The organism is Campylobacter lari subsp. lari (assembly GCF_013372185.1).
In the GTDB taxonomy this organism is placed as follows: Bacteria; Campylobacterota; Campylobacteria; order Campylobacterales; family Campylobacteraceae; genus Campylobacter_D; species Campylobacter_D lari.
Window position 1 is genome coordinate 183,419 of record NZ_CP053830.1, and the last position, 21,232, is coordinate 204,650.

General features: G+C 30.3%; 24 protein-coding genes and 1 pseudogene. 15 read left to right on the forward strand and 10 right to left on the reverse strand.

From position 1 onward, the window contains the following. Window positions 1-615 carry a recombination protein RecO gene (gene recO, locus CLLT_RS01045; protein ID WP_074692521.1) on the forward strand — a complete coding sequence of 205 codons (615 nt, stop codon included), beginning with the start codon at window positions 1-3 and terminating at the stop codon, window positions 613-615. On the opposite strand, the gene CLLT_RS01050 is transcribed toward recO, so the two are convergent. From CLLT_RS01050 to bamA, 7 genes are all read right to left on the reverse strand, one after another. Then, complete coding sequence (locus tag CLLT_RS01050) at window positions 599-919, reverse strand: hypothetical protein (protein WP_070256278.1); 321 nt, start codon at window positions 917-919, stop codon at window positions 599-601. The two genes, recO and CLLT_RS01050, sit on opposite strands and share 17 nt — an antisense overlap. A 61-nt stretch (window positions 920-980) precedes the next feature. After that, the gene (locus tag CLLT_RS01055; protein WP_070256275.1) at window positions 981-1,907 is read right to left on the reverse strand and encodes a tRNA dihydrouridine synthase; all 927 of its coding nucleotides are present in this window, start codon (window positions 1,905-1,907) and stop codon (window positions 981-983) included. Then, entirely contained in the window at window positions 1,904-2,887 is a 984-nt protein-coding gene (locus CLLT_RS01060; RefSeq protein ID WP_070256272.1) for a hypothetical protein, read from the reverse strand. Before CLLT_RS01060 ends, CLLT_RS01055 begins: the two co-directional genes overlap by 4 nt. Then, entirely contained in the window at window positions 2,884-3,240 is a 357-nt protein-coding gene (gene dksA / locus CLLT_RS01065; protein ID WP_012660959.1) for an RNA polymerase-binding protein DksA, read from the reverse strand. The genes CLLT_RS01060 and dksA overlap by 4 nt, the downstream gene beginning before the upstream one ends. Window positions 3,241-3,248: 8 nt before the next feature. Then, on the reverse strand, window positions 3,249-3,704 hold the full coding sequence (locus CLLT_RS01070) for a 23S rRNA (pseudouridine(1915)-N(3))-methyltransferase RlmH (protein ID WP_012660960.1): 456 nt from the start codon (window positions 3,702-3,704) through the stop codon (window positions 3,249-3,251). Window positions 3,705-3,706: 2 nt separating this feature from the next. Beyond that, on the reverse strand, window positions 3,707-4,549 hold the full coding sequence (accD, locus tag CLLT_RS01075; RefSeq protein WP_012660961.1) for an acetyl-CoA carboxylase, carboxyltransferase subunit beta: 843 nt from the start codon (window positions 4,547-4,549) through the stop codon (window positions 3,707-3,709). 50 nt (window positions 4,550-4,599) lie between these two features. Beyond that, entirely contained in the window at window positions 4,600-6,816 is a 2,217-nt protein-coding gene (gene bamA / locus CLLT_RS01080) for an outer membrane protein assembly factor BamA (protein ID WP_074692520.1), read from the reverse strand. 78 nt (window positions 6,817-6,894) lie between these two features. Between bamA and CLLT_RS01085 the strand changes: the two genes are divergently transcribed. From CLLT_RS01085 to CLLT_RS01135, 11 genes and pseudogenes are all read left to right on the forward strand, one after another. Further along, window positions 6,895-7,722 carry a prephenate dehydrogenase gene (locus CLLT_RS01085; protein WP_012660963.1) on the forward strand — a complete coding sequence of 276 codons (828 nt, stop codon included), beginning with the start codon at window positions 6,895-6,897 and terminating at the stop codon, window positions 7,720-7,722. Between the two features lie 72 nt (window positions 7,723-7,794). Next, window positions 7,795-9,174, forward strand: a complete 1,380-nt coding sequence (gene pgp6, locus CLLT_RS01090) for a peptidoglycan metallopeptidase Pgp6 (protein WP_074692518.1) — start codon at window positions 7,795-7,797, stop codon at window positions 9,172-9,174. Window positions 9,175-9,176: 2 nt separating this feature from the next. Continuing rightward, window positions 9,177-10,061 carry a UDP-3-O-acyl-N-acetylglucosamine deacetylase gene (gene lpxC, locus CLLT_RS01095; RefSeq protein WP_012660965.1) on the forward strand — a complete coding sequence of 295 codons (885 nt, stop codon included), beginning with the start codon at window positions 9,177-9,179 and terminating at the stop codon, window positions 10,059-10,061. A gap of 41 nt (window positions 10,062-10,102) precedes the next feature. Next, the gene (locus CLLT_RS01100; protein ID WP_041570321.1) at window positions 10,103-10,510 is read left to right on the forward strand and encodes a glycoprotease; all 408 of its coding nucleotides are present in this window, start codon (window positions 10,103-10,105) and stop codon (window positions 10,508-10,510) included. Between the two features lie 8 nt (window positions 10,511-10,518). Then, entirely contained in the window at window positions 10,519-11,397 is an 879-nt protein-coding gene (thrB, locus tag CLLT_RS01105) for a homoserine kinase (protein WP_070256265.1), read from the forward strand. 48 nt (window positions 11,398-11,445) lie between these two features. Next, on the forward strand, window positions 11,446-11,688 hold the full coding sequence (locus tag CLLT_RS07985) for a YlxR family protein (RefSeq protein ID WP_069099694.1): 243 nt from the start codon (window positions 11,446-11,448) through the stop codon (window positions 11,686-11,688). Further along, window positions 11,669-14,302: a translation initiation factor IF-2 gene (gene infB / locus CLLT_RS01115; RefSeq protein WP_074692517.1), complete on the forward strand. Its 2,634-nt coding sequence runs from the start codon at window positions 11,669-11,671 to the stop codon at window positions 14,300-14,302. The genes CLLT_RS07985 and infB overlap by 20 nt, the downstream gene beginning before the upstream one ends. Then, window positions 14,299-14,661, forward strand: a complete 363-nt coding sequence (gene rbfA / locus CLLT_RS01120) for a 30S ribosome-binding factor RbfA (RefSeq protein ID WP_070256259.1) — start codon at window positions 14,299-14,301, stop codon at window positions 14,659-14,661. Before infB ends, rbfA begins: the two co-directional genes overlap by 4 nt. After that, the gene (gene rimP / locus CLLT_RS01125) at window positions 14,651-15,073 is read left to right on the forward strand and encodes a ribosome maturation factor RimP (RefSeq protein ID WP_074692515.1); all 423 of its coding nucleotides are present in this window, start codon (window positions 14,651-14,653) and stop codon (window positions 15,071-15,073) included. Before rbfA ends, rimP begins: the two co-directional genes overlap by 11 nt. Before the next feature lie 100 nt (window positions 15,074-15,173). Then, window positions 15,174-15,356 (forward strand): annotated as a pseudogene (locus CLLT_RS08040) (HTH-like domain-containing protein); the annotation flags it as partial. A gap of 212 nt (window positions 15,357-15,568) precedes the next feature. Next, window positions 15,569-15,820: a hypothetical protein gene (locus tag CLLT_RS01135; protein WP_074692512.1), complete on the forward strand. Its 252-nt coding sequence runs from the start codon at window positions 15,569-15,571 to the stop codon at window positions 15,818-15,820. Here CLLT_RS01135 and CLLT_RS01140 read toward each other — a convergent pair. Next, on the reverse strand, window positions 15,750-16,448 hold the full coding sequence (locus tag CLLT_RS01140) for a BspA family leucine-rich repeat surface protein (RefSeq protein WP_074692510.1): 699 nt from the start codon (window positions 16,446-16,448) through the stop codon (window positions 15,750-15,752). The two genes, CLLT_RS01135 and CLLT_RS01140, sit on opposite strands and share 71 nt — an antisense overlap. A gap of 103 nt (window positions 16,449-16,551) precedes the next feature. On the opposite strand from CLLT_RS01140, the gene ribD reads away from it, so the two are divergent. Beyond that, a complete protein-coding gene (gene ribD / locus CLLT_RS01145) occupies window positions 16,552-17,538 on the forward strand; it encodes a bifunctional diaminohydroxyphosphoribosylaminopyrimidine deaminase/5-amino-6-(5-phosphoribosylamino)uracil reductase RibD (protein WP_074692509.1) in 987 nt (328 codons plus the stop codon). Here ribD and sppA read toward each other — a convergent pair. Together sppA and mqnF are read right to left on the reverse strand one after the other, a co-directional pair. Further along, the gene (sppA, locus tag CLLT_RS01150; protein ID WP_074692507.1) at window positions 17,535-18,428 is read right to left on the reverse strand and encodes a signal peptide peptidase SppA; all 894 of its coding nucleotides are present in this window, start codon (window positions 18,426-18,428) and stop codon (window positions 17,535-17,537) included. The genes ribD and sppA overlap by 4 nt on opposite strands. Then, complete coding sequence (gene mqnF / locus CLLT_RS01155) at window positions 18,416-19,639, reverse strand: aminofutalosine deaminase family hydrolase (protein ID WP_074692505.1); 1,224 nt, start codon at window positions 19,637-19,639, stop codon at window positions 18,416-18,418. Before mqnF ends, sppA begins: the two co-directional genes overlap by 13 nt. 88 nt (window positions 19,640-19,727) lie before the next feature. Between mqnF and aroQ the strand changes: the two genes are divergently transcribed. Both aroQ and CLLT_RS01165 read left to right on the forward strand, forming a co-directional pair. After that, the gene (gene aroQ / locus CLLT_RS01160; protein ID WP_012660977.1) at window positions 19,728-20,210 is read left to right on the forward strand and encodes a type II 3-dehydroquinate dehydratase; all 483 of its coding nucleotides are present in this window, start codon (window positions 19,728-19,730) and stop codon (window positions 20,208-20,210) included. After that, window positions 20,207-21,232 carry a M24 family metallopeptidase gene (locus CLLT_RS01165; RefSeq protein ID WP_074692501.1) on the forward strand — a complete coding sequence of 342 codons (1,026 nt, stop codon included), beginning with the start codon at window positions 20,207-20,209 and terminating at the stop codon, window positions 21,230-21,232. The genes aroQ and CLLT_RS01165 overlap by 4 nt, the downstream gene beginning before the upstream one ends.

Here is a 21,232-nt window from a genome sequence, read left to right on the forward strand (position 1 = left end):
ATGCAAGGATATATTTTACACACTCAGAGTGTAAAAGATGAGGACTTAATCGTTTATCTTTTAAGTGCTAAAAAAGTTATTAAAAGTTATAGATTTTATGGCATGCGTCATTCTAATATACTAAGTGGGTATAAGATCGATTTTGAGCTTGAAGAAAGTTCGAGATTTTTACCACGTTTAAAAGATGTTTTACATATTGGTTTTTCTTGGATTTTAGATAGAGAGAGAATGTTTTTTTGGCAGGAGTTTATTAGACTTTTTTATTTGCATTTAAAAGATGTTGAAGAGATCGATAGTTTTTATTTTGAACTTTTAGAAGACTGTGCTAAGCGTTTTGAAAAGCAAGATTGCAAGCGTGTTATAGTGGATGCTTATTTAAAAATTTTAGATTTTGAAGGGCGTTTGCATAAAAGTTTTGTATGTTTTTATTGTGATGAGTATATTCAAAAAAATGTTGTACTAATAAGAGCTTTTTTGCCCGCTCATAAAAAATGCGCTTTTGGTTACGAGTTTAATGCTAAAGATCTTGTAAAATTATATAGGAGTTTTAATTCATCGCATTTTAGCGATGAATATATTGATAATTTATATAAAATTATCAAAGAGGGTTTTTAAGGGTAATATCATACATCATAATGACTTCTTGTCTCAATCTTGCAATGATATTTGCACTATCTTTGTGTATATTTTTTGTGATAGTATCTTGGCTATTTTTAATATTTTCAAGCAAATTTTCAAGTTCTTTTTGAGAGTTTTGTAAACAAGTTTTTATACATTTTGGTTGGGTTTGTTGTAAAACTTGCTCGAAATTTAAACTTTGATTGTTAAGCTTTGAAGCATGTGCTGCTAAATTATTCGCACTTGTTCTAATGCCACCTAATGCTTTGTAAATCCCTTTTGAATTGATATGAGCTGCCATGAACCTTCCTTGTTTTATGGTATCTCTTCATTCATATTGCTTGACAATTTACAAGCAAAAATCATTCCTTATTGAAAAATTCTTGAATATATTTTCGCATAATTTCTGCGTCATTAATGCGATTAACACAATCTCTAAAATTAGAAGCATCATCATAACCTTTAGAATACTCATGCAAATGTTTTCTAAAGATGCTTATGCCTTGTTCTTTATAATGCTTTAACATTTCTTCAAAATGTGCAAAAATGATTTTATTTTTCATAGCTTTTTCGATTTTTTTACCAGTTTTTATCTCATAAAATATCCAAGGTTTTCCTACACTTGCACGCCCTATCATCAAAGCATCACAATTTGTTATTTTAAACACCTCTTTTGCATTATCTTCGCTAATATCACCATTTGCAACTAAAGGAATTTTGATATTTTCTTTGGCTAAAGCTATGGCTTCATAATCAGCATTTCCACTATACATTTGTTTTCTAGTGCGACCATGCATACTGATAAAATCTACTCCAGCATTTTCACACGCTTTAGCGATGGCAATGGGATCTTTTTTATCAAATCCTAATCTTACTTTGACGCTAGTTGATTTTTTATTGCTTGTTTTTTTGATAAGTTCTAAAATTCTTTGTAATTTATCAAGATCTTGTAAAAGAGCGCTACCTGCACATTGTTTTATAACCTTATTCACAGGACAACCACAATTAAAATCAATACCATCTATAAAATCAAAACGATTTAAAATTTCTACTGCTTTGCAAATTACGCTTTCGTCTGAGCCTGCAATTTGAACTATGTAAGGATTTTCAAGTTCGGCTTTTTCTAGCATTTTAAGAGTTTTTGAGCTCTCATATACTAAGGCATTAGAACTTATCATTTCACTAATGGTTACATCAGCCCCAAATTGCTTTACTAAATTTCTTAATGGCAAGTCTGAAAAACCTGCCATAGGAGCTAAAAATAAAGGCTTTTTACTAAAATCTATCATTGTATTAATTTTTCAAGTTCTATTTTTTTATTATGGTCTCTTAAAAAGAGTAAGAGTCTAAAGTCCTTATGTTTATTTTGATCATTTCCTAATTCATTAAGCAATTCATCATACATGCCAAATTCTGCTAAAGTATAAAGATAAGCTCTTAAAGCTTGAGGATGATTATCTTTTAACTTTTTAAACAAAGCAATTAATACTTGAGGTTCTATTTTTTTACAAAGCATTTTAGCACAGCGTAAATATGACTTATCATCTAAAGTATTCATACTAAGTAAAACTTCAATTTCAGCATGATTTAATTCTAAATTTTCTTTTTCAAATCTACCCAAAAGTAATAAAACATCATCTTGTTTTTTTTGAGTTTTTAGTGTTTTAATCTGACTATAGGGTGCATTTTCTAACACCATTTTATAAGCAAAATTTTCTAGCTCACCTGTTAAGATATCTTTGTTTTTGATAAAAGAAAAAGCATAATTGCTATCATTTTGAAAGCGATTTTTTTCATTTAAAATGAAAATTTCATTATTTGAATCTAATTTATATTTTTTTAATTCTACAATTTCTTTTTTTTCTAAGTGCTCAAAAATATCAATAATTTCATCTATTTTAGGATTTTGAATTTTTTCTTTAAAACAAAGAGCTTGCGTATTTTTAGCTATATCTTGAAATTCTTGAGTTTTAAATTTAACCTTGCTTATTTTTTTTAAAAAAATATCAATAATAAAATTTTCATAATTTTTACTATCTTTAATTAGATTTTTATATTGTAAATGTTTTAAAAAGCCATAAAAACTCATATGTGCTAAAGCTAATATCATTAAAAATAAAGCAGGTAAAACAACCCATAAACTAATAGGCAAATTTAATTCAAAGGTGGAAATTTTAAAAGTATAATTTCCTAAATTTAGATTATAAACTAAGGCTGCGATGATTAGAAGATAAACTAAACTTGCAAAGAAAAATAATCTAATTTTCATAGCTCTTTCCTTTTTTCTAAATTTTCACGACAATTGATACAATATTTTGCATGAGGTTTAACCTTAAGTCTTTCAGGATGAATATCATCTTCACAATACTCACAAATACCATAAGTATTGTTATCTATTTTACTTAATGAATGTTTAATTTCTTCTAGTTCGGCTTTTAAATTTTCATTGATTTTAAAATCAATATGAGAACTATTGTCAATTTGTTGTAAGTCAACTTCATCTCTAGGTTCACTATCTTGTAGATTGTGGATATTGTCTATATTACCTTGAAGTTCTTGTAAAATTTCTTTTTGTCTTTGAAGTAATATATTTTTAAATTCTTCAAGATTTAATTCTTGCATAAACGCTCCTATTTGTGATATGGGTGATTTGTATTAATGCAAAATGCACGATAAATTTGCTCTAAAAGCATAGTTTTAGCAAATTTATGTACTAAGGTCATTTTACTAAGAGCTATGCTTGTATGCATTTGTGCGATAAATTCTTGCTCAAATCCATAAGCACCACCTATAAAAAATGTAATTTCATTTTTATCTTGCAATAATTTTGCAAATTCTACGCTTGTAAATTCTTTACCCTTTTCGTCTAATGCTATGCAAAAACCTTTTTTGTAAGGATTTAGTGCATTTGTATAAGATTTCTTTGCTTCTATAGAGTTAGTATTTTGTGCTTGATTAATTTTGTTATTAAAAACACATATTTCATTAAAACTACAAAATTTCTTAATGAGCTTAGTATAATGCTCATCTATCTTACTAAATTCATCATTATTATTTTTTTGAATGCTTAAAAGATTAATTTGCATTTTTAGTTTTTAGAAAAAAATCTTAAAAAGTCTGCTATAAATTTTTTATGTTCACTTCTTTCTACAATTGCATCGATTAATCCATGTTCAAGTAAAAATTCGGCCTTTTGAAAGCCTTCTGGCAAATCAGCTCCTATGGTTTGTTTAATTACCCTAGCTCCTGCAAAGCCTACTAGGGCACCAGGTTCAGCCATGATGATATCTCCAAGCCAAGCAAAAGACGCACTTACACCACCCATGGTTGGATCAGTTAAAACTGAAATATAAGGAAGTTTTTCTTCTGCTAATAGTTTTAATGCTGCACTTGTTTTGCTCATTTGCATTAAAGAATAAGTGCTTTCTTGCATTCTAGCTCCACCACTTGCACTCACTATAACAACAGGGGTTTTTTTCTCAATAGCTCTTTCAATAGCTCTAAGAATTTTTTCACCTTCTACTGAGCCTAAACTTCCGCCCATAAAAGAAAAATCAAAAACAACAAGTTGAGTTTTTATTCCATCTATAGTACATTCTCCGCTTATTATGGCGCTTTTTCTACCTGTTTTTTCTTCATTTTCTGCTAATCTTTTTTTATATGATTTACTATCTACAAATTTAAGTGGATCGATTGCATGTAAGTCTTTATCCATTTCCACAAAAGAGCCTTCATCGCTAAGTAATTCAATGCGTTTTAGAGGGTTTAATCTCATATGAAAATTACATTTAGGACAAACATTATAACAAGTTTCTATTTCTTTATAATACATCAACGCATGACAAGAATTACATTTTACCCAGTGATTTGGAGCTTCGCTTGGAGCGGCTTGCTTGCGTCTTATACTAGAAAAAATATCTAAAAAATTCATTATCTCTACCTAAAATAAAATTTTGAAATTATAGCAAGATTTTATTGCTTTTAAAATCTTGCACCCAACATAAACTCAAATTTACTCAAATCATCTTTTGAATTAGTATTAAATGGTTTAGCAAAAACCAAATTTAAAGCACCTAGCGGGGTTAGCCACTCAAAACCAACACCTGTACTCCATCTTTGAATTTGACTTAAAGAACTCTCTCCTATAGCACCATAGTCAAAAAACACACTACCTCTAAGTTTGATTCTATCAAAGATTGGAAAGCTAAGTTCTACAGAATTTGCAAAAGCCACTGTACCACCTGTCTCATCACCCCAATCGTTTTTAGGGCTAACGCTTCTTCTATCAAAACCTCTAATAGTTCCTATACCACCAAGATATAATTTTTCATTGATAGGTAAATAACCTTGATCCCATACCTTATAAAAACTTGCTTTGTAACGATAAATCAAATCCCAACCTATAAATTCTTCTAAGCCTTGATAATAATTAAATTTAGTAGTAGAGCTTATAAATTCTTGATCTCCTCCTAAACCTGCATATTCAAGCGAAGTTGAGGCGATAAAACCTGATCTTGGTAGATAATAATCATCTGTGTTATTAAACACTATCGAAGGGGTAATAGAACTTTTATAGGTTTTTCCAAGCTTATATCCTTGAGCGATTAAGCGATCACTCAAATGATAAATATCGCTTTGCTCAAGATTATAGGTTAAATCTATGCTAGTATATCTACCTAGTGTTTTTCCTACGCTTATATCAAAACCATAGTTTCTCTCATCATAGCTATCCCATTCTAAACGATCTGAATATAATGTTCCTCCAAGAGAATAATCACTATCATTTACTCTAGGATTTCTTAAAGATACTCTACCAGAAAGTGTATCATCGCCTTTGTCTATACTCACACTTCCTTTCATACCAGAACCTAAGATATTTGCATCAGATAATGAAGCGCTAAGTAAAATTCCATCACTAGTTCCATAACCAATACCACCTGAAATGGCTCCAGTTGAAGCTTCCTTGACTTCTACTATCAAATCAATATGCGTATCATCTACTCTTTGTTCTTTAATATCTACATTTTCAAAATATGCAGTTCTTCTTAGAGCATTTCTTGAGTCTATTAAATCAGTTCTATTATAAAGATTGCCTTCAGTTAAATAAAGCTCTCTACGAACAACTCTATCAACTGTTTTGGTATTACCTGAGATGATGACATCTCTTATATATACTTTTTCATTAGGTATGACTTTAAAAATAATCATAGCTTCATGATTTTCTTTATCTTTTTGTATATCAGGTATAACTTGTACAAAAGCATAGCCCAAATCAGCTGTTTTAGTTTCTATAGTCTTTATATCTTCTCTTAGTTTTTCTATATTGACTATTTTTCCAACACTCAATTTTAAATCATTTGCCAAAGCTTCATTTTCTTCATCACTAAAAATTGGATTAAAAATTTTAATTCCTTTGACCTTATAAACTTCGCCTTCATTGATAAAATAAGTCAAATCAGCTTGATAAGTATCTGTGTAAGTATTTAAAAAAGCAGGAGATACGCTTACATCAAGATAACCTTCTTTTAAATATACATCTGAAATTCTTGAGCTATCATTTGCTAAATCAAAGATTTTAAGCTTACCATCATTAAAACCCCACATCCAGCCTAGGGCTTCTCTTTGTTTATTTGCCACCGCAGGCTCAATATCTGAATAACTTAAATTTTTTGCACCACTTAAATGCACTTTTTCTATGATGATATTTTCCCCACGATTTACAACAAAGGTAAGTTTTAATGAACTTGAATTGCTTAATTTTTCATCTTTGATTTCTACAACAGTATCATAAAAACCTTTGGCTTGATAAAAAAGCTTGATTTTTTCAGCAGCTTCTTTAGCTGAATTTTCATCATATAAAATTCCAGGTTTTAAGCCAACAAGGCTTTCTATTTGTTTTCTATCATTACTTGCTATACCTTGAATATCTATTTTTCCAATGGAAGGTTTTTCTACTACTTTAAAAATTAGCACTCCATTTTTTTCTTCTACTACTATGTCTTTAAAATAATTTCTATCAAAAAGATTTTTAATCGCTGTATCTATACTAGCAGGATCAATTTTTTGTCCTATTTTTAATTTAGAAATCGCAATAGCACTTTCTTTAGAAAGTTGCGATAAGCCTTCAAATTTTATATCTTTAATCGTAGCTGCACATAAAGAACTTGAGAGTGCAAAGAAAACAAACCATTTTTTCATCAAATCTACCTAAATTTTTATATACAAAATCGTTATAATACCAAAATATTTTTAACTAATGCTTTTTAAGGAAAAATTATGAAAGTAGGTATAATCGGACTTGGCTTAATAGGTGGATCTTTAGGTCTTAGCTTAAGAGAGAATAAATTAATAGATTTAGTTTGTGGATATGATATAAACAAAGAATTTGAACAAATTGCACTAGAGCGAAAATTAATAGATAAAATTGTTACATTTGAAGAGTTAAAAAAATGTGATGTGATTTTTTTGGCTATTCCTGTAAGAGCTATTGTAAAAATCTTAAAAGAATTTCAAGGCATTTCTAAAGATTGCACTATCATTGAGCTTGGAAGTACAAAAGAAGAAATTATTAAAAATTTACCTTCTTATTTGCAAAGTCAATTTATCGCAGCCCATCCTATGGCAGGAACTGAAAATAGTGGTCCAAATGCAGCTATAAAAGATTTATATAAAAATGCAGTTTGTGTTTTGTGTGATGTGCAAAATGCTGACCATATCCATCAAAAAAGAGCTATAGAAATTTTTTCAGATTTAGGAATGAAGCTTGTGTTTATGGATAGTATTTCGCATGATCATCATGCTTCTATTATTTCACATTTACCACATGTGATTAGTTTTTCTTTGGCAAATTTTGTGATGAAAGAAGAAAATAAAAAAAATATAGCTCACTTAGGTGGACCTTCTTTTAAAGATATGTGTAGGATTGCTAAGTCAAACCCTCAAATGTGGAGTGGTATTTTTGAGCAAAATAAACAAAATTTATTAAATTCTATTGATTTATTTCAAAAAGAATTACAAGAATGTAAAAAAATGATAGAAAAATGTGATGTAAATGAGCTTGAGACTTGGATTAAAAGTGCAAATAAACTAAGAGAAATTTTATAAAACTTTTTATAATTTACTCTTAATTTGCTAAAGAATAATATATTTTTAAAAATATAGATTGAAAGTGGAAATATGGTTTTTGCGCGTAAAAGATCAAATAAAAAGTGGATTTTTGTAGTTTTTTTAATACTTTTAGCCTTTGTGGTGTTTGTTTTAAATACAAAGCTGTTTGAAAAAAATCCTCCGTTGATTCAAACAAAATCAGATGTAATTTATAGTAATCTAACAGACCCTATATCTATAGAAATAAGCGATGAAAGTGTTTTAAAAGATGTTAAAGTCACGCTATTTAAAGCAAATGAATTAAATGGAGAAATGCTTGTTAATGAGCATGTTAAGGGCAATCAAAAAAGCATTCATTTTGATTTAAAATTACCAAAACCAGCTTATAAAGAAAAAGTCGATTCGTATAAACTTGTAATAGAAGCAAGTGATAGTAGTTTTTGGAATTTCTTTTTAGGAAATCAAGCGCTTAAAGAAGTAAAAGTTATCATTGATACCAAAAATCCATTTGTAGAAATTTTAGATAATTCTTACCAAATCGAGCAAGGTGGAGTAGGTAGTGTGGTATTTAAAGCAAATGATGAGAATTTACAAGAAGTTTATATCACAACCGATAAAGATAAAATTTTTAAAGCAACTCCTTATGTGAAAGAAGGGTATTATGCTGCTTTAATTCCTTGGGAGGCAACTGATGAGCATTTTAGAGCTTATGTAGTGGCAGTAGATAAAGCAGGTAATGTAAACAAACAAAGAATTAGATATTATTTTACTAATAAAAAATACCGTGTATCAAATATAAAAGTAAGTGATAGATTTTTAGATGGCAAGATTGAATTTTTAGCACAAAAATATGCTCCAAAAGATAGAGAATTAAGCAGGCTTGAAAAATTTAAATTTGTTAATGAAGATTTAAGAGCTTCTAATGAAGTTATCATTCATGATATTACAAGTAAAGTTCCTGATACTATGATTAATAATTTTAAAGTTAATCTTTTCAAGCCTTTAAAAAATGGCCAAAAAGTAGCTGATTATGCTGATCATAGATTTTATTCTTATAATAATCAAGCATTTAGTAGCTCTTATCATATGGGGCTTGATTTAGCAAGCATAAAAGAAGCACCTATCATTAGTAATAACGATGGTGAAGTGGTATTTGTGCAAGAAAATGGAATTTATGGATTAAATGTTATAATCTATCATGGTTTTGGGATTTACACTCTTTATGGACACTGTACTAATTCAGATATGAATGTAGGCGATAGGGTAAAAGCAGGCGATGTTATAGGTACTACAGGTACTACAGGCTTAGCACTTGGAGATCATGTGCATTTTGGTGTTTTAGTGCAAGGGGTTGAAGTGCGTCCTGAGCAATGGCAAGATGCAAAATGGATAAAAGAAAATATCTATAATATATTAGAGTCAAGCAAAAAAAGAATTTTGAGTGAATAAAAATGAATCAAACAACAATAGCAAAAGAAGTTAAAGGTATTGGCATAGGTTTGCATAAGGGCGAGCCTATTAGTATAAAATTAGAGCCATTAGAAGCTGGTAGCGGCATAGTGTTTTACAGAAGCGATTTAGGAATTTCTTATGAGGCAAAACCTGAAAATGTCATCGATACACAAATGGCTACTGTAATAGGCGATCATAGGGGTTATGTTTCCACAATAGAGCATTTAATGAGTGCGATTAATGCTTATGGTATTGACAATGTGCGTATAGTTTTAGATGCTAATGAAGCTCCTGTAATGGATGGTAGTAGCATAGGCTTTTGTATGATGCTTGAAGAAGCAGGTATAAAAGAGCTTGATGTGGCTAAAAAAATTTTAGTGATTAAAAAAAGTGTAGAAGTAAAAGAAGGTAATAAATTTGTACGTTTAAGCCCTACGGATATGCCTATTATAAACTATACAATCGAATTTGATAATCCTATTATAGGTAAGCAAAATTATTGTTTTGAATTTAGCAAGCAAAACTACATAGAGCAAATAGCAAGAGCAAGAACCTTTGGCTTTTTAAAGGATGTTCAAGCTTTAAGAGCTATGAATTTAGGTCTTGGTGGAAGCTTAGAAAACGCTGTTGTGATTGATGATAATCGTATTTTAAATCCTGAAGGTTTGCGTTTCAAAGATGAATTTGTACGCCATAAAATTTTAGATGCTATCGGGGATTTAACCTTGCTTGGATGTAGAGTTTTTGGAGATTATACTTCTTATGCAGGTTCGCACAAGCTTAATCATCTTTTAACCAAAGAACTTTTAAAAGATCCTAGTGCGTATGAAGTGGTAAGTTTAGAAAAAAGTACATATAAAGTTTATGAAAAGGTTTTTGCATAAAAAAGGTTACTTTGCTTTTAAATGCCATAGCAAAACCTTTGATGCTTGGTATTTATGAAAATGATGTATTGATAAAAACCATTGAGAGTGATTTAAAAGTTAGTGAGGTTTTGCCAAAAATATTGCAAGATTTACTTTTACAATATGAGCTTGAAAAGCTTATTTATGCGCATGGACCAGGCTCTTACATGGGCATAAAGATTTCTTATGTTTCTTTTAAAACCCTAGCTATAGTTAAAAATATACCCTTAAAAGCTATTAGTGCTTTTGAGCTAAATAATAACACTCCTATAGCTGCTAATAAGCATTTGTGTTTTGTAAAAAAAGATGATGATGAGATTGTCTTAGAAAAGACACAAGCTGGAAGTTTTTTTATGCCCCAAAGTTTAAAAGGTTTAAATTTCAGTCAAGAAAATACACCTTTTTATGTTTTAGATGCGATTAATTAAGGTAAAAAATGAAGATTTTAGTTCCTGCAACAAGTGCAAATTTAGGTCCTGGTTTTGATTGTTTGGGTTTGAGTTTAAAATATTTTAATCAAACCGTAGTTGAAAAATCTAAATTTTTTAGCATTAGCATACATGGAGAAGGTGAAAATAATATCTATCTTAAAAAAAATAATAGTTTTGTTAATATTTTTTATGAAATTTATCAAAGACTTAGTGGTAAAAAAGATAATTTCCGCTTTGTTTTTCAAAATAATATCCCTTTAGCTAGAGGCATGGGAAGCTCTTCTGCTGTCATAATTGGAGCCATTGCTTGTGCTTATGAATTAAGTGGGTTTAAAGCGGATAAAAATACCATTTTAAATGAAGCTTTAAAATATGAAAACCATCCAGATAACATAGCCCCAGCAGCACTTGGGGGTTTTGTATGTGCATTAACTCATAATGAAAAAGTTCTAGCTATAAAAAAAGAAGTGGATAAAGACTTACAAGCTGTTATAACCATACCAAATGTAGCGATGAATACTCAAAAATCAAGAGCAGTTTTAGCTAAAAAAATCAACCTAGAAGATGGTGTTTTTAATCTTTGTCATGCTTCATTTTTAACTGCTTGTTTTTTAGAGAAAAAATATGATTTATTAAAATATGCAAGTTTAGATAAACTTCATCAAAATCAAAGAATGAAGCTTTTGCCCGAGCTTTTTGAGGTGCAAAAGCTAGCTTTAGATAATAATGCTTTTATGAGTACACTTTCAGGCTCAGGTTCGAGTTTTTTTACTCTTGCTTATAAAGATGATGCTAAAAAAATCAAAGAAAAAATCAAAAATAAATTTGCTAAATTTAGAGTCGAGCTTTTAGAATTTGATGATGAGGGCTTTAAAATTTGCTAAAAATTCCAAAAAAAAGATATAATTTTGAAAAATCATATACCCATTAGAATGTGCATTGTTTGCAAAGGCCGTTATGAAAAGCAAAGTTTGCATCAATTCCAAATAAAAAATTCTCAAATTATCACTAAAGTGGAATTTGGCAGGAGTTTGTATATTTGTAATTCATGTTTTGATAAAGATGAAAAAACATTGCAAAGGGCTTTTATGAGAGCTTGCAAAGGCAATTTTCATGGTAATATAAATCAGCAGGATTTAAAGGAGATATTTTTTAATGGCAGATGTAAAGATTAGCGAGATTGCTCAAGAGTTAGGATATACAAGTAAAGAAATTATAGAAAAAGCCAATGAAATGGGCTTAGAAGATATCAAATCCCCTAACAAAAAAGTATCTTCTGAAATCGCAGAAGCGATTTATCAATATGTTCAATCTGGTGAAATACTAGATGTGGTAAAAAAAGTAGCCAAGCCTAAAAAAGAAAGTACGGCAAAAAAAACTACTAAAAAAGATGAAGTAAAAAAAGAAGAGAAAAAAACTACTACTAAAAAAGAAAGTAAAAACCCTGCTAAAGCAGTGAGTGAAAAAAAAGATGAAGTAAAAAAAGAAGAAAAACAACCTGAAAATCCTATAAAAAATGAAGTATTAGAAGAGAAAAAAGAAGAAATTAAACTCGATGAAAAGCTAGGTTCTAATTTAAATTTAGCCAAAAGAAGAGGCTTGGTCATCGTTAAAAAGAAAAAAGAAGAAAGCAAAGAAATTCAAATAAACAAAGAAGAAAAACTTAGTACACAAACTACTCAAGGTTTAAGTCTTAGTATGATTTTTTCAAATTCAGATGAGAATTTAAAAAGAAAGAAAAAAGAAAAGAAAAATCATCCTGTAGCAAGCAAAAAAGAAAGCACTACTAAAATGGATCTTTTGGGAGATAAAGACTTTGCTGATATTTCTTTAGAAGATGATGATATGGTGGTTTTACCTGATTTTAGTGTAAAAGAAAATAAACCAGCACAACCAGCAAATAAAAAACAACCAAATATCTTAAAGCAATCTTTAAATAATTCTATCAATCCATTTGGCGAGGGTGGTATACAAAGAAGAAGTCGTAAAAAACCACCTAAAAAGGTAGAAAAAAAAGAAAGCGAAGCGATCACAAGTGTAAGTATACCTAAAGAAATTCGTGTGTATGAATTTGCTGAAAAACTTGGTAAAAACACCGGAGAAGTTATCTCTAAACTTTTCATGCTTGGTATGATGACGACTAAAAATGACTTTTTAGATGAGGATGCTATAGAAATTCTTGCTGCTGAATTTGGAGTGGAGATTAATATCATCGATGAAGCTGATGAGTTTGATTATGTAAAAGATTATGATGAAAATCAAACAGAAGAAAATTTAAGCCAAAGAGCTCCGGTTATCACTATCATGGGGCATGTGGATCATGGTAAGACTTCTTTGCTTGATTATATAAGAAAATCACGTATTGCAAGTGGTGAAGCGGGTGGGATCACTCAGCATGTTGGTGCATATATGGTAGAAAAAAATGGTAGAAAAATCACTTTTATCGATACTCCAGGCCATGAGGCATTTACTGCTATGCGTGCAAGAGGTGCCAGTATAACGGATATTGTTATTATCGTAGTAGCCGCAGATGATGGGGTAAAACCACAAACTAAAGAAGCGATCAATCACGCAAAAGCAGCTAATGTGCCTATAATCATAGCAATTAATAAAATGGATAAAGAAAATGCAAATCCAGATATGGTAAAAACTCAATTAGCTGAAATGGAAATCATGCCAGTAGAATGGGGCGGAAGCCATGAGTTTGTGCCAGTTTCAGCTAAAAAGGGTGATGGTGTAGAGGATTTACTTGAGATTGTATTATTACAGGCTGATATTTTAGAGCTTAAAGCAAATCCAAAAGCCCATGCTAAAGCAAGTATTATAGAATCTTCAGTGCAAAAAGGTAGAGGTCCTGTGGCCACTATCATCGTGCAAAATGGTACTTTAAGAGTGGGAAATACTGTTGTAGCAGGGGAAGCTTATGGTAAAGTGCGTGCTATGAGTGATGATCAAGGCAAAGCTTTAAAAGAAATAGGCCCAGGCGAGTGCGGGGTGATTATAGGTCTTAGTGAAGTAGCTGATGCAGGAGAAACGCTAATAGCTGTAGAAAGCGATAAGCAAGCAAGAGAATACGCTAATAAACGCCATGAATACAACCGCCAAAAAGAACTAAGCAAATCCACTAAAGTAAGCATAGATGAGCTTGGTGCTAAAATCAAAGAAGGTAATTTAAAAGCCCTTCCTGTAATCTTAAAAGCAGATGTGCAAGGTTCACTTGAAGCGATTAAGGCTAGTTTAGAAAAACTTAAAAACGATGAGATTAAGGTTAATATCATCCATAGTGGGGTAGGTGGTATTACTCAAAGTGATATAGAGCTTGCAAGTGCTAGTGAAAACTCTATCGTTTTAGGTTTTAATATACGCCCAACCGGTGAGATCAAAGAACGCGCTAAAGATAAAGGCGTAGAGATAAAAACTTATAATGTTATTTATAACTTGCTTGATGATGTAAAAGCCTTGCTAGGTGGTATGATGAGTCCTATCATCTCTGAAGAGCAACTTGGTCAAGCTGAAATTCGCCAAGTGATTAATGTGCCAAAATTAGGACAAATCGCAGGTTGTATGGTAACAGAAGGCACGATCAATCGTGGTGCGAAAATCAGGCTCATTAGAGATGGGGTTGTGGTATTTGAAGGTAATGTAAGCTCACTTAAACGCTTTAAAGATGATGTAAGAGAAGTTGCAAAAGGCTATGAATGCGGTGTAGGCATAGAAGGTTGCAATGATATGAGAGTGGGAGATTATATAGAAAGTTACAAAGAAGTTGAGGAACAAGTAAGCTTATGAACCCAGCTGAAATCAAAAAGCTACGCACAGAAAGCATTTTAAAAGAGCTTATTCCTGAAGCTTTGGCAAATTTAGACAACGAAGCTTTAAAAAATTTGTGCGTAGTGGATGTAGAGTGTAAAAAAGGCAGATATGATGCTTTTGTGTATTTAGATAAGATGTTTTTCAACACTCAAGAGCAAGAAAAAATACTAAATCAACTAAAAAAAGCCGCCCGTGCTTTGCAAAATTATTGTATGAGTGAGCAAGGTTGGTATAGATGTCCGAATTTTCACTTTAAATTTGATGATAGATTAGAATATCAAAATCACATGGATGCACTTTTTGAAAAGATAAAAAAGGAACAAAATGAATCTTGAAGCACTTTGTAAAGAAGCAGGGCTTAGCTTTTATGATGATGAGCTAGTAAGTGAAAATGGTAAAAAAATTTATAGAGTTTATGTGCAAAAAGAAGGTGGGGTAAATCTTGATGATTGTGCTAGGCTTAGTGAGATTTTATCGCCTATTTTTGATGTAGAGCCACCTGTGAGCGGGGAGTATTTTTTAGAAGTATCAAGCTGTGGGCTTGAAAGAAAACTTAGCAAAATTGAGCATTTTGTAAAAAGCATTAATGAACTCGTAAAAATCACAACTAGTGAAAAAGAAAAAATCGAAGCAAAAATCATCTCTATAGATGATGAAAATATCACTTTAGAAAATCTAAAAACTCAAGAAAAAACTACTTTGAAATTTAGCGATATAAGAAAAGCTAGAACTTTTGTGCAGTGGTAGAATTATAAATTTAAATTGTGTTTTATAATTTTAGCTTATAAAATTGATTTTTAAGTATCGAAATAATTTTAATTAAGGATTAGTAACGACTGCAAAAGAGTTAGGTTTAGAATTAAAAAATATGTATGAAAATGCACCTAAGGGAAATAAAGTTACTTATATTCATTATTTTGGCATTAAATTTGCAGAAGAAATTAGAAAAAATAGTCTCAATGAAATTGTTAAATATGCAAATATATCTAAAAGCTATGTAGCTGAAATAGCAAAGGCTATTTCTTTAGCTGATGTGTTAAATCAAAATAATATAATTCAATATAATCACAATAGTTATAAAAATAAAGAAAATCAAAATTTACCTTTAAATCAAATTCTTTATGGGTCTCCAGGGACAGGAAAAACTTATCATACATAGATAAGGCTTTAGAAATTTTAGATGAAAATTTAGTAGGTAGAGATGAGAAAAAATATGGCATATCGCAAAGTGATTTATATCAAATGTTTGCTTATGCAAATAAATACGAGATAAAGGAAATTTATCTCATTTATCCTCTATGTGAGAGAACTTTTGACTTAAGAGGGAAATTAAAAACCAAAGATATTAAGTTTTTAGCGCAAGGTTTTTTAAAAGCTTGCGATGAACATGTAAAGTTTAAGGTATTTTTCGCACCTTTACTTTTTAAAACAAGTAATCTTGATCTAGTTTCCATTTTTGTGCAATGCTTTTGTCAAGTTTATGGCAGTTTCTAAACATTTTATGCATATAATCAACTTTACTTGTATCCCAATTAGATAAGTCTTGGTTAAAATTAACGCAATTTTCAAACATAAAATCCATATTTTTTACTTTAGAAATATCCCAACTCGATAAATCCTGATTAAAATTTTCACAACCTTCAAACATTGAAGCCATGCTTTTTACATTTGAAACATCCCAATATTTTAATCCTTTAAAATCACTTCTTGTAGAATTTTTAAATAATTCACTCATATCTGTGATAAAGCGGGTATCTATATCTTTTAAATTAATTTCATCTTCAATCAATTCTTTTAATTCATCTTTTGTTTTTGGGTGATAATTTTTCAGATATAAAAATTTAGTATAAATATAATATAAAAATCCTATACTTGCAAAAATTGCTGTGATTATAAATATAATATCAACTATATAATCAAAAATAACAATAATAACTTTAACTATATTAAAGAAAATAATGATAATAACATCAATATTATAGTATATTAAAAGTCCTATTCCTATGATTGCTCCAATTATAAGTGTTGGGATTAATATAAATAAAGCTAAACCTAGCCATAATTCCCAAAAAGCTAAGAGTAAAAGTATAAATATCATTATTCCTACGATAGTCCAAATCATATTATTCCTAATTAATTATATTAATTTTATTATATTGATTATTTATTGATAAGTGATTAATATATTTTGCTATATTTTTAAAAATAAAATTATAGAAGGCAGTATGAATCACGAATTTTATATGAATTTAGCTATAGATGAAGCTTGGAAGTATCAGTTTTTAACTTATCCAAATCCAGCTGTGGGTTGTGTGATTTTAGATAAAAATGGCAAAATTTTAAGCATAAAAGCACATAAAGAAGCAGGAAAAGCCCATGCAGAGCTTGAAGCAGTGAGTAAAGCCTTAAAGGAGCTTAATCCAAATTTAGATTTACCACAAAATGCAAATGATTTGCATGAGTTTATTTGTAAAAATCACCAAGGTTTGCTAAAAGGTGCCATTGCTTATGTGAGTTTAGAACCTTGCAATCATCAGGGTAAAACCCCACCTTGTGCAAAACTTTTTAGTGAGCTTGGTTTTAGTGAAGTTTTTATTGCCACTAAAGATGAGCATAAGCTTGCAAGTGGTGGTGCGGAGTTTTTAAAAAGCAAAGGCATTAAAGTGCAAATTGGTATTTGTGAAAAAAGAGTTAAAGAGCTTTTAAAGCCATTTTTAAAATGGCAAAAATCAAGTTTTAAAATTTTTAAACTAGCACTTTCTTTAAATGGCTCAGCAAGTGGAAAAATAGTAAGTTCTAAAGCAAGTAGAACCTATGCTCACGCATTACGCTCAAAGCTTGATTTACTTGTAGTAGGCGGAGAAACTATAAGACATGATAGGCCTATTTTAGATGCAAGATTAGCTCAGGCTAAAGCGCCAAATTTATGCATACTAAGCCATCAAAATTTAGAAAGTTTTGATCAAAAAATTCCTTTATTTAATGTGCCAAATAGGAAGATTTTCTCAAATATTCCTAATGAAGCTAAATTTATCATGTATGAGGGTGGAGAGAATTTTTTAAAAGCTTTTAAAGATGATATGGACATGTTTTTGATTTTTTCAAGCTCAAATTTAAACACTTTTGAAAATGTTAAGTTAGACATGAAGTTAAAGCCTTTATACAAAGGCTTTTTAGAAAATGATACTTATGGAATTTATGAAAAAATTTAATATATTTTTTGTGAGTTTAAATGCGTGAAAAATTGTGTTAAAGCATTAGCAAAAAAGCTAGCGCTTTGCTCTTCTAATCTTTTTAAAAATTTATCTATAGCATCTTCTTTTTGCCAGATAGGGTTTTGTACTTTGGCTAGTTTTTCCACTTCTTTTTTAGCAAGCTCATAATTTCCTACTTTATCAATTAGTTTTAATTTTAAAGCTTCATTTGCCAAAAACACTTTTGCATCAGCCCATGATTTTGTTTGATTTAAGTCTAAACTGCGATTTTTAGCTACAAAATTTGTAAAAAGAATATAGCTTTGATTGGCTAAATTTTGTAAAAATTCTTTTTCTTCTTCGCTCCATTTACGCATGAAAGTCCCTGCTTCTTTATAAGTTCCAGCTTTTATGGTTTGATCGCTTATGCCTATTTTTTGCGCTAATTCGCTTGCATTAAAACCTTGCATAATCACGCCAATTGATCCTACAAAACTAGCAGGATTAGCAATTATCATATTAGCTCCAACTGCACTTAAATAACTCCCACTTGCTATAGTCCCACCAGCATATGCTACTACAGGTTTTTTAGCTTTTAGATCTTGTATGGCTAAAGCTATCTCCATACTTGGCGCAAAGGCTCCCCCAGGGCTATCTATAAAAAGCAAAACCCCTTTTATAGCATTATCATCTTTGAGTTTATAAATTTGTTCTAAAAGAGTGCTTGCATCGTTAATTTCACCTTTTAGGTTGATTTGTGCTAAGTTTGCATTAGAAAGCTTGGCATTATCCCCACTTGGAGCAAGGATTAAAAAAACTATAAATAAAAACACAAAGGTTTTAAAATAAGTGTTTATAAAAGAGATGATTTTGCCTATGCCTTTAAAAAATGATTTTATAAGTTGCATTCTTTTCCTTCGATAAATAATTTTGAAACTTCTTTGCATTGTAAAATAAACTGCAATGGAAGCTGTTTTAAACTTGTGCTATTTGGTAGTTTAAACACGCTAAAATCAGCGATTTTACCTTTTTTAATTTCGCCTAAGTTTAAATTTAAGGCTTTAGCAGTTTTGTTTGTTGCCATTAAAAGTAGTATTTTAGCAAAATTTTCTAACTCAAAATCATTATGGATTAATAAATTTGTTCGCATTTCATCTAGCATACTTAATGATACATTTGAGCTTAAACCATCACTTCCTAAGTGGATATTTACTCCATTTTTTAACGCTTGTTTTAATTTCAAAGTAGATTTACTCAAAAGTTTGTTTGAAAATGCACAATGAGTAATAGAGTGTAAATTTTTATCTAATAAATCCCATTCTTTAAAGTACACACAATGAGTAAATAAAGTCCTTTGATCTTTAAAAAGCTCTAAAAAACTTTGTGGGGTGTAAAATGGTGTGGGATTTTTGCTAAATTTAGCTAAACTTTTTTTAAATCCACCCTTTTTAAATCTTAACCAATTATTTTCATGGTTACTCTCAAGAAAATGCGTGCTTAACAAATGATCATTTTCTCTAGCAAGTTTTATAGCAAATTTGGCAAGTTCTGGATGGGTTGAATAGGGTGCATGTACTGAAATAGCAGGGATAAATTTAGAGTTTTTAAATTTCAAACTAGTTTCATATCTTTTTAAAAATTCATTTTGTTTTTCTTGTAAAAAAGCCTCATTTGAGCCTAAAATTTCATTAAAATAAATCACTCTAGCTTGTGAATTGACACAAGGGTTTAAATCACTCCCAAAACTTGAAATTTCACCTATGGTTGCAGTACCACTTTTTAGCATTTTATGGATATTTTGCAAGATTAATTTTTCTTTTGCTTTTTGGCTTAATTGCTCGCGGTTATTAAAAACGCTATCAAGCCATTTTAAAAAATCACCAAATTCTAAATTTCCATTATTTGCACTGAATTCTAAATGCGTGTGAGGGTTGATAAAAGCAGGCAAAAGCAAACTATCTTTTGGAATTTGTATAAGTTTAGCTTGTGGGTAGGATTTTTGTAAAATTTCTAAGCTATTAATTTCTAAAATATTATCATCAAAAAGAACTGCTTTGTTTTCTAAAATATTAAAATCATCATCGCAAGTTAAGATGATTTTAGGTGCTATTATAAACATTTTACCTCCTTTAAAAAGGGAAATTGTAGCTAAAATTTAGCTTTAAAATGCTATAATGTAGTAAATTTTACTAAATAAAGGTTAGATTATGAAAGTTATGGTAATACAAGGACCAAACATCAATATGCTTGGTGTGAGAGAAACTCATATTTATGGCAATATGAAAATGGAAGATATCCATGAGCAAATGAAACAAGCCGCAAAACAAGCTAATGTAGAGATTGAATTTTTTCAAAGCAATTTTGAAGGTGAATTGGTAGATAAAATTCAAGAATGTTTAGGTAGCGTTGATGGAGTGATTATAAACGCAGCTGCTTATGCACATACTTCTATAGCAATTCGTGATGCGATTACAGCGATTAATATGCCTGTGATTGAAGTGCATATTAGTAATACTTATAGAAGAGAAGAATTTAGACAAAAAAGTATGATAGCGCCAGTTTGTGCAGGTAGTGTGGTAGGTTTTGGTCCTTTTGGTTACCATATGGCTTTAATGGGACTTTTCCAAATTTTTGATCAAATCAATGCATATAAAGCAGCTCAAGCAAAAGCACAACAAGCAAATCAATGAATTTCATCTTAAAAAACGAAAATGCACTTTTTTATGAGTGTGGCTATTCTTGCGATAATGCTTTATTTTTAAAACTTGAAGATGAAGCATTTTTCATCACTGATGCAAGATATAGCTTTGAAGCTAGTGAAATGATAAAAAATGCTAAGGTGGTTTTAGCACAAGATCTTTTTGCTAGTGCTAGAGAGCTTTTAGAAAAAGTGGGAATTGATAGGGTGTGTTTTGACCCAAAAGACTTTAGTTATTTTGAATTTAAAGAACTTAGTAAAAGTGCAAATATCGTTTTTGAAGAAAAATTAGACTTGAGTAAAAACAAACGCATTATAAAAAATGCTAAGGAATTACAACTTTTGCAAAAGGCTGTAAATTTTGGAAAAGAATGCTTTGATGAATTTGCAAAATTTATAAGCTGTGAAGGCCATGGTAAAAGTGAGAAAGAATTACATTTTAAAGCATGTGAAATTTTTCAAAAAAAAGGCGCTTTAGGACTTTCTTTTTCGCCTATTGTAGCTATTAATGAAAATGCAGCTAAGGCTCATGCTTTACCTAGTGATAAATGTTTAGAATATGGAGATTTGTTATTAGTTGATGCGGGCGTGGTTTATCAAAGGTATTGTTCTGATCGTACAAGAACGGCTTGTTTTGATGAGAGTGGCATAGTGTTTGATAAAAATAAGCCAAATTTTAAAGACAAAGAAATTATGCAAATTTATGAAGTGGTTAAACAAGCTCAGCTTCAAGCTATAGAAAAAGCACGCGTTGGTATGATGGCAAATGAGCTTGATTTTATCGCAAGAGAAGTGATTAAAAATGCAGGTTTTGAAAAAGAATTTATACATAGTCTAGGTCATGGAGTAGGGCTTGATATACATGAGTTGCCAAACATTAGTCCAAGAAGTGATTATGAGTTAAAAGAAGGTATGGTATTTACCATTGAACCTGGAATTTATATCCAAGATAAATTAGGCATTAGGATAGAAGATATGGTCTATCTTGATAAAGAAAAGGCGGTGGTGTTATAA

What these genes read in the sequence shown, in the direction of transcription:
- recO (WP_074692521.1), top strand. Translation starts at nt 1, where the DNA reads ATGCAAGGATATATTTTACACACTCAGAGTGTAAAAGATGAGGACTTA.
- CLLT_RS01050 (WP_070256278.1), bottom strand. Translation starts at nt 919, where the DNA reads ATGGCAGCTCATATCAATTCAAAAGGGATTTACAAAGCATTAGGTGGC.
- CLLT_RS01055 (WP_070256275.1), bottom strand. Translation starts at nt 1,907, where the DNA reads ATGATAGATTTTAGTAAAAAGCCTTTATTTTTAGCTCCTATGGCAGGT.
- CLLT_RS01060 (WP_070256272.1), bottom strand. Translation starts at nt 2,887, where the DNA reads ATGAAAATTAGATTATTTTTCTTTGCAAGTTTAGTTTATCTTCTAATC.
- dksA (WP_012660959.1), bottom strand. Translation starts at nt 3,240, where the DNA reads ATGCAAGAATTAAATCTTGAAGAATTTAAAAATATATTACTTCAAAGA.
- CLLT_RS01070 (WP_012660960.1), bottom strand. Translation starts at nt 3,704, where the DNA reads ATGCAAATTAATCTTTTAAGCATTCAAAAAAATAATAATGATGAATTT.
- accD (WP_012660961.1), bottom strand. Translation starts at nt 4,549, where the DNA reads ATGAATTTTTTAGATATTTTTTCTAGTATAAGACGCAAGCAAGCCGCT.
- bamA (WP_074692520.1), bottom strand. Translation starts at nt 6,816, where the DNA reads ATGAAAAAATGGTTTGTTTTCTTTGCACTCTCAAGTTCTTTATGTGCA.
- CLLT_RS01085 (WP_012660963.1), top strand. Translation starts at nt 6,895, where the DNA reads ATGAAAGTAGGTATAATCGGACTTGGCTTAATAGGTGGATCTTTAGGT.
- pgp6 (WP_074692518.1), top strand. Translation starts at nt 7,795, where the DNA reads ATGGTTTTTGCGCGTAAAAGATCAAATAAAAAGTGGATTTTTGTAGTT.
- lpxC (WP_012660965.1), top strand. Translation starts at nt 9,177, where the DNA reads ATGAATCAAACAACAATAGCAAAAGAAGTTAAAGGTATTGGCATAGGT.
- CLLT_RS01100 (WP_041570321.1), top strand. Translation starts at nt 10,103, where the DNA reads ATGCTTGGTATTTATGAAAATGATGTATTGATAAAAACCATTGAGAGT.
- thrB (WP_070256265.1), top strand. Translation starts at nt 10,519, where the DNA reads ATGAAGATTTTAGTTCCTGCAACAAGTGCAAATTTAGGTCCTGGTTTT.
- CLLT_RS07985 (WP_069099694.1), top strand. Translation starts at nt 11,446, where the DNA reads ATGTGCATTGTTTGCAAAGGCCGTTATGAAAAGCAAAGTTTGCATCAA.
- infB (WP_074692517.1), top strand. Translation starts at nt 11,669, where the DNA reads ATGGCAGATGTAAAGATTAGCGAGATTGCTCAAGAGTTAGGATATACA.
- rbfA (WP_070256259.1), top strand. Translation starts at nt 14,299, where the DNA reads ATGAACCCAGCTGAAATCAAAAAGCTACGCACAGAAAGCATTTTAAAA.
- rimP (WP_074692515.1), top strand. Translation starts at nt 14,651, where the DNA reads ATGAATCTTGAAGCACTTTGTAAAGAAGCAGGGCTTAGCTTTTATGAT.
- CLLT_RS01135 (WP_074692512.1), top strand. Translation starts at nt 15,569, where the DNA reads ATGTTTGCTTATGCAAATAAATACGAGATAAAGGAAATTTATCTCATT.
- CLLT_RS01140 (WP_074692510.1), bottom strand. Translation starts at nt 16,448, where the DNA reads ATGATTTGGACTATCGTAGGAATAATGATATTTATACTTTTACTCTTA.
- ribD (WP_074692509.1), top strand. Translation starts at nt 16,552, where the DNA reads ATGAATCACGAATTTTATATGAATTTAGCTATAGATGAAGCTTGGAAG.
- sppA (WP_074692507.1), bottom strand. Translation starts at nt 18,428, where the DNA reads ATGCAACTTATAAAATCATTTTTTAAAGGCATAGGCAAAATCATCTCT.
- mqnF (WP_074692505.1), bottom strand. Translation starts at nt 19,639, where the DNA reads ATGTTTATAATAGCACCTAAAATCATCTTAACTTGCGATGATGATTTT.
- aroQ (WP_012660977.1), top strand. Translation starts at nt 19,728, where the DNA reads ATGAAAGTTATGGTAATACAAGGACCAAACATCAATATGCTTGGTGTG.
- CLLT_RS01165 (WP_074692501.1), top strand. Translation starts at nt 20,207, where the DNA reads ATGAATTTCATCTTAAAAAACGAAAATGCACTTTTTTATGAGTGTGGC.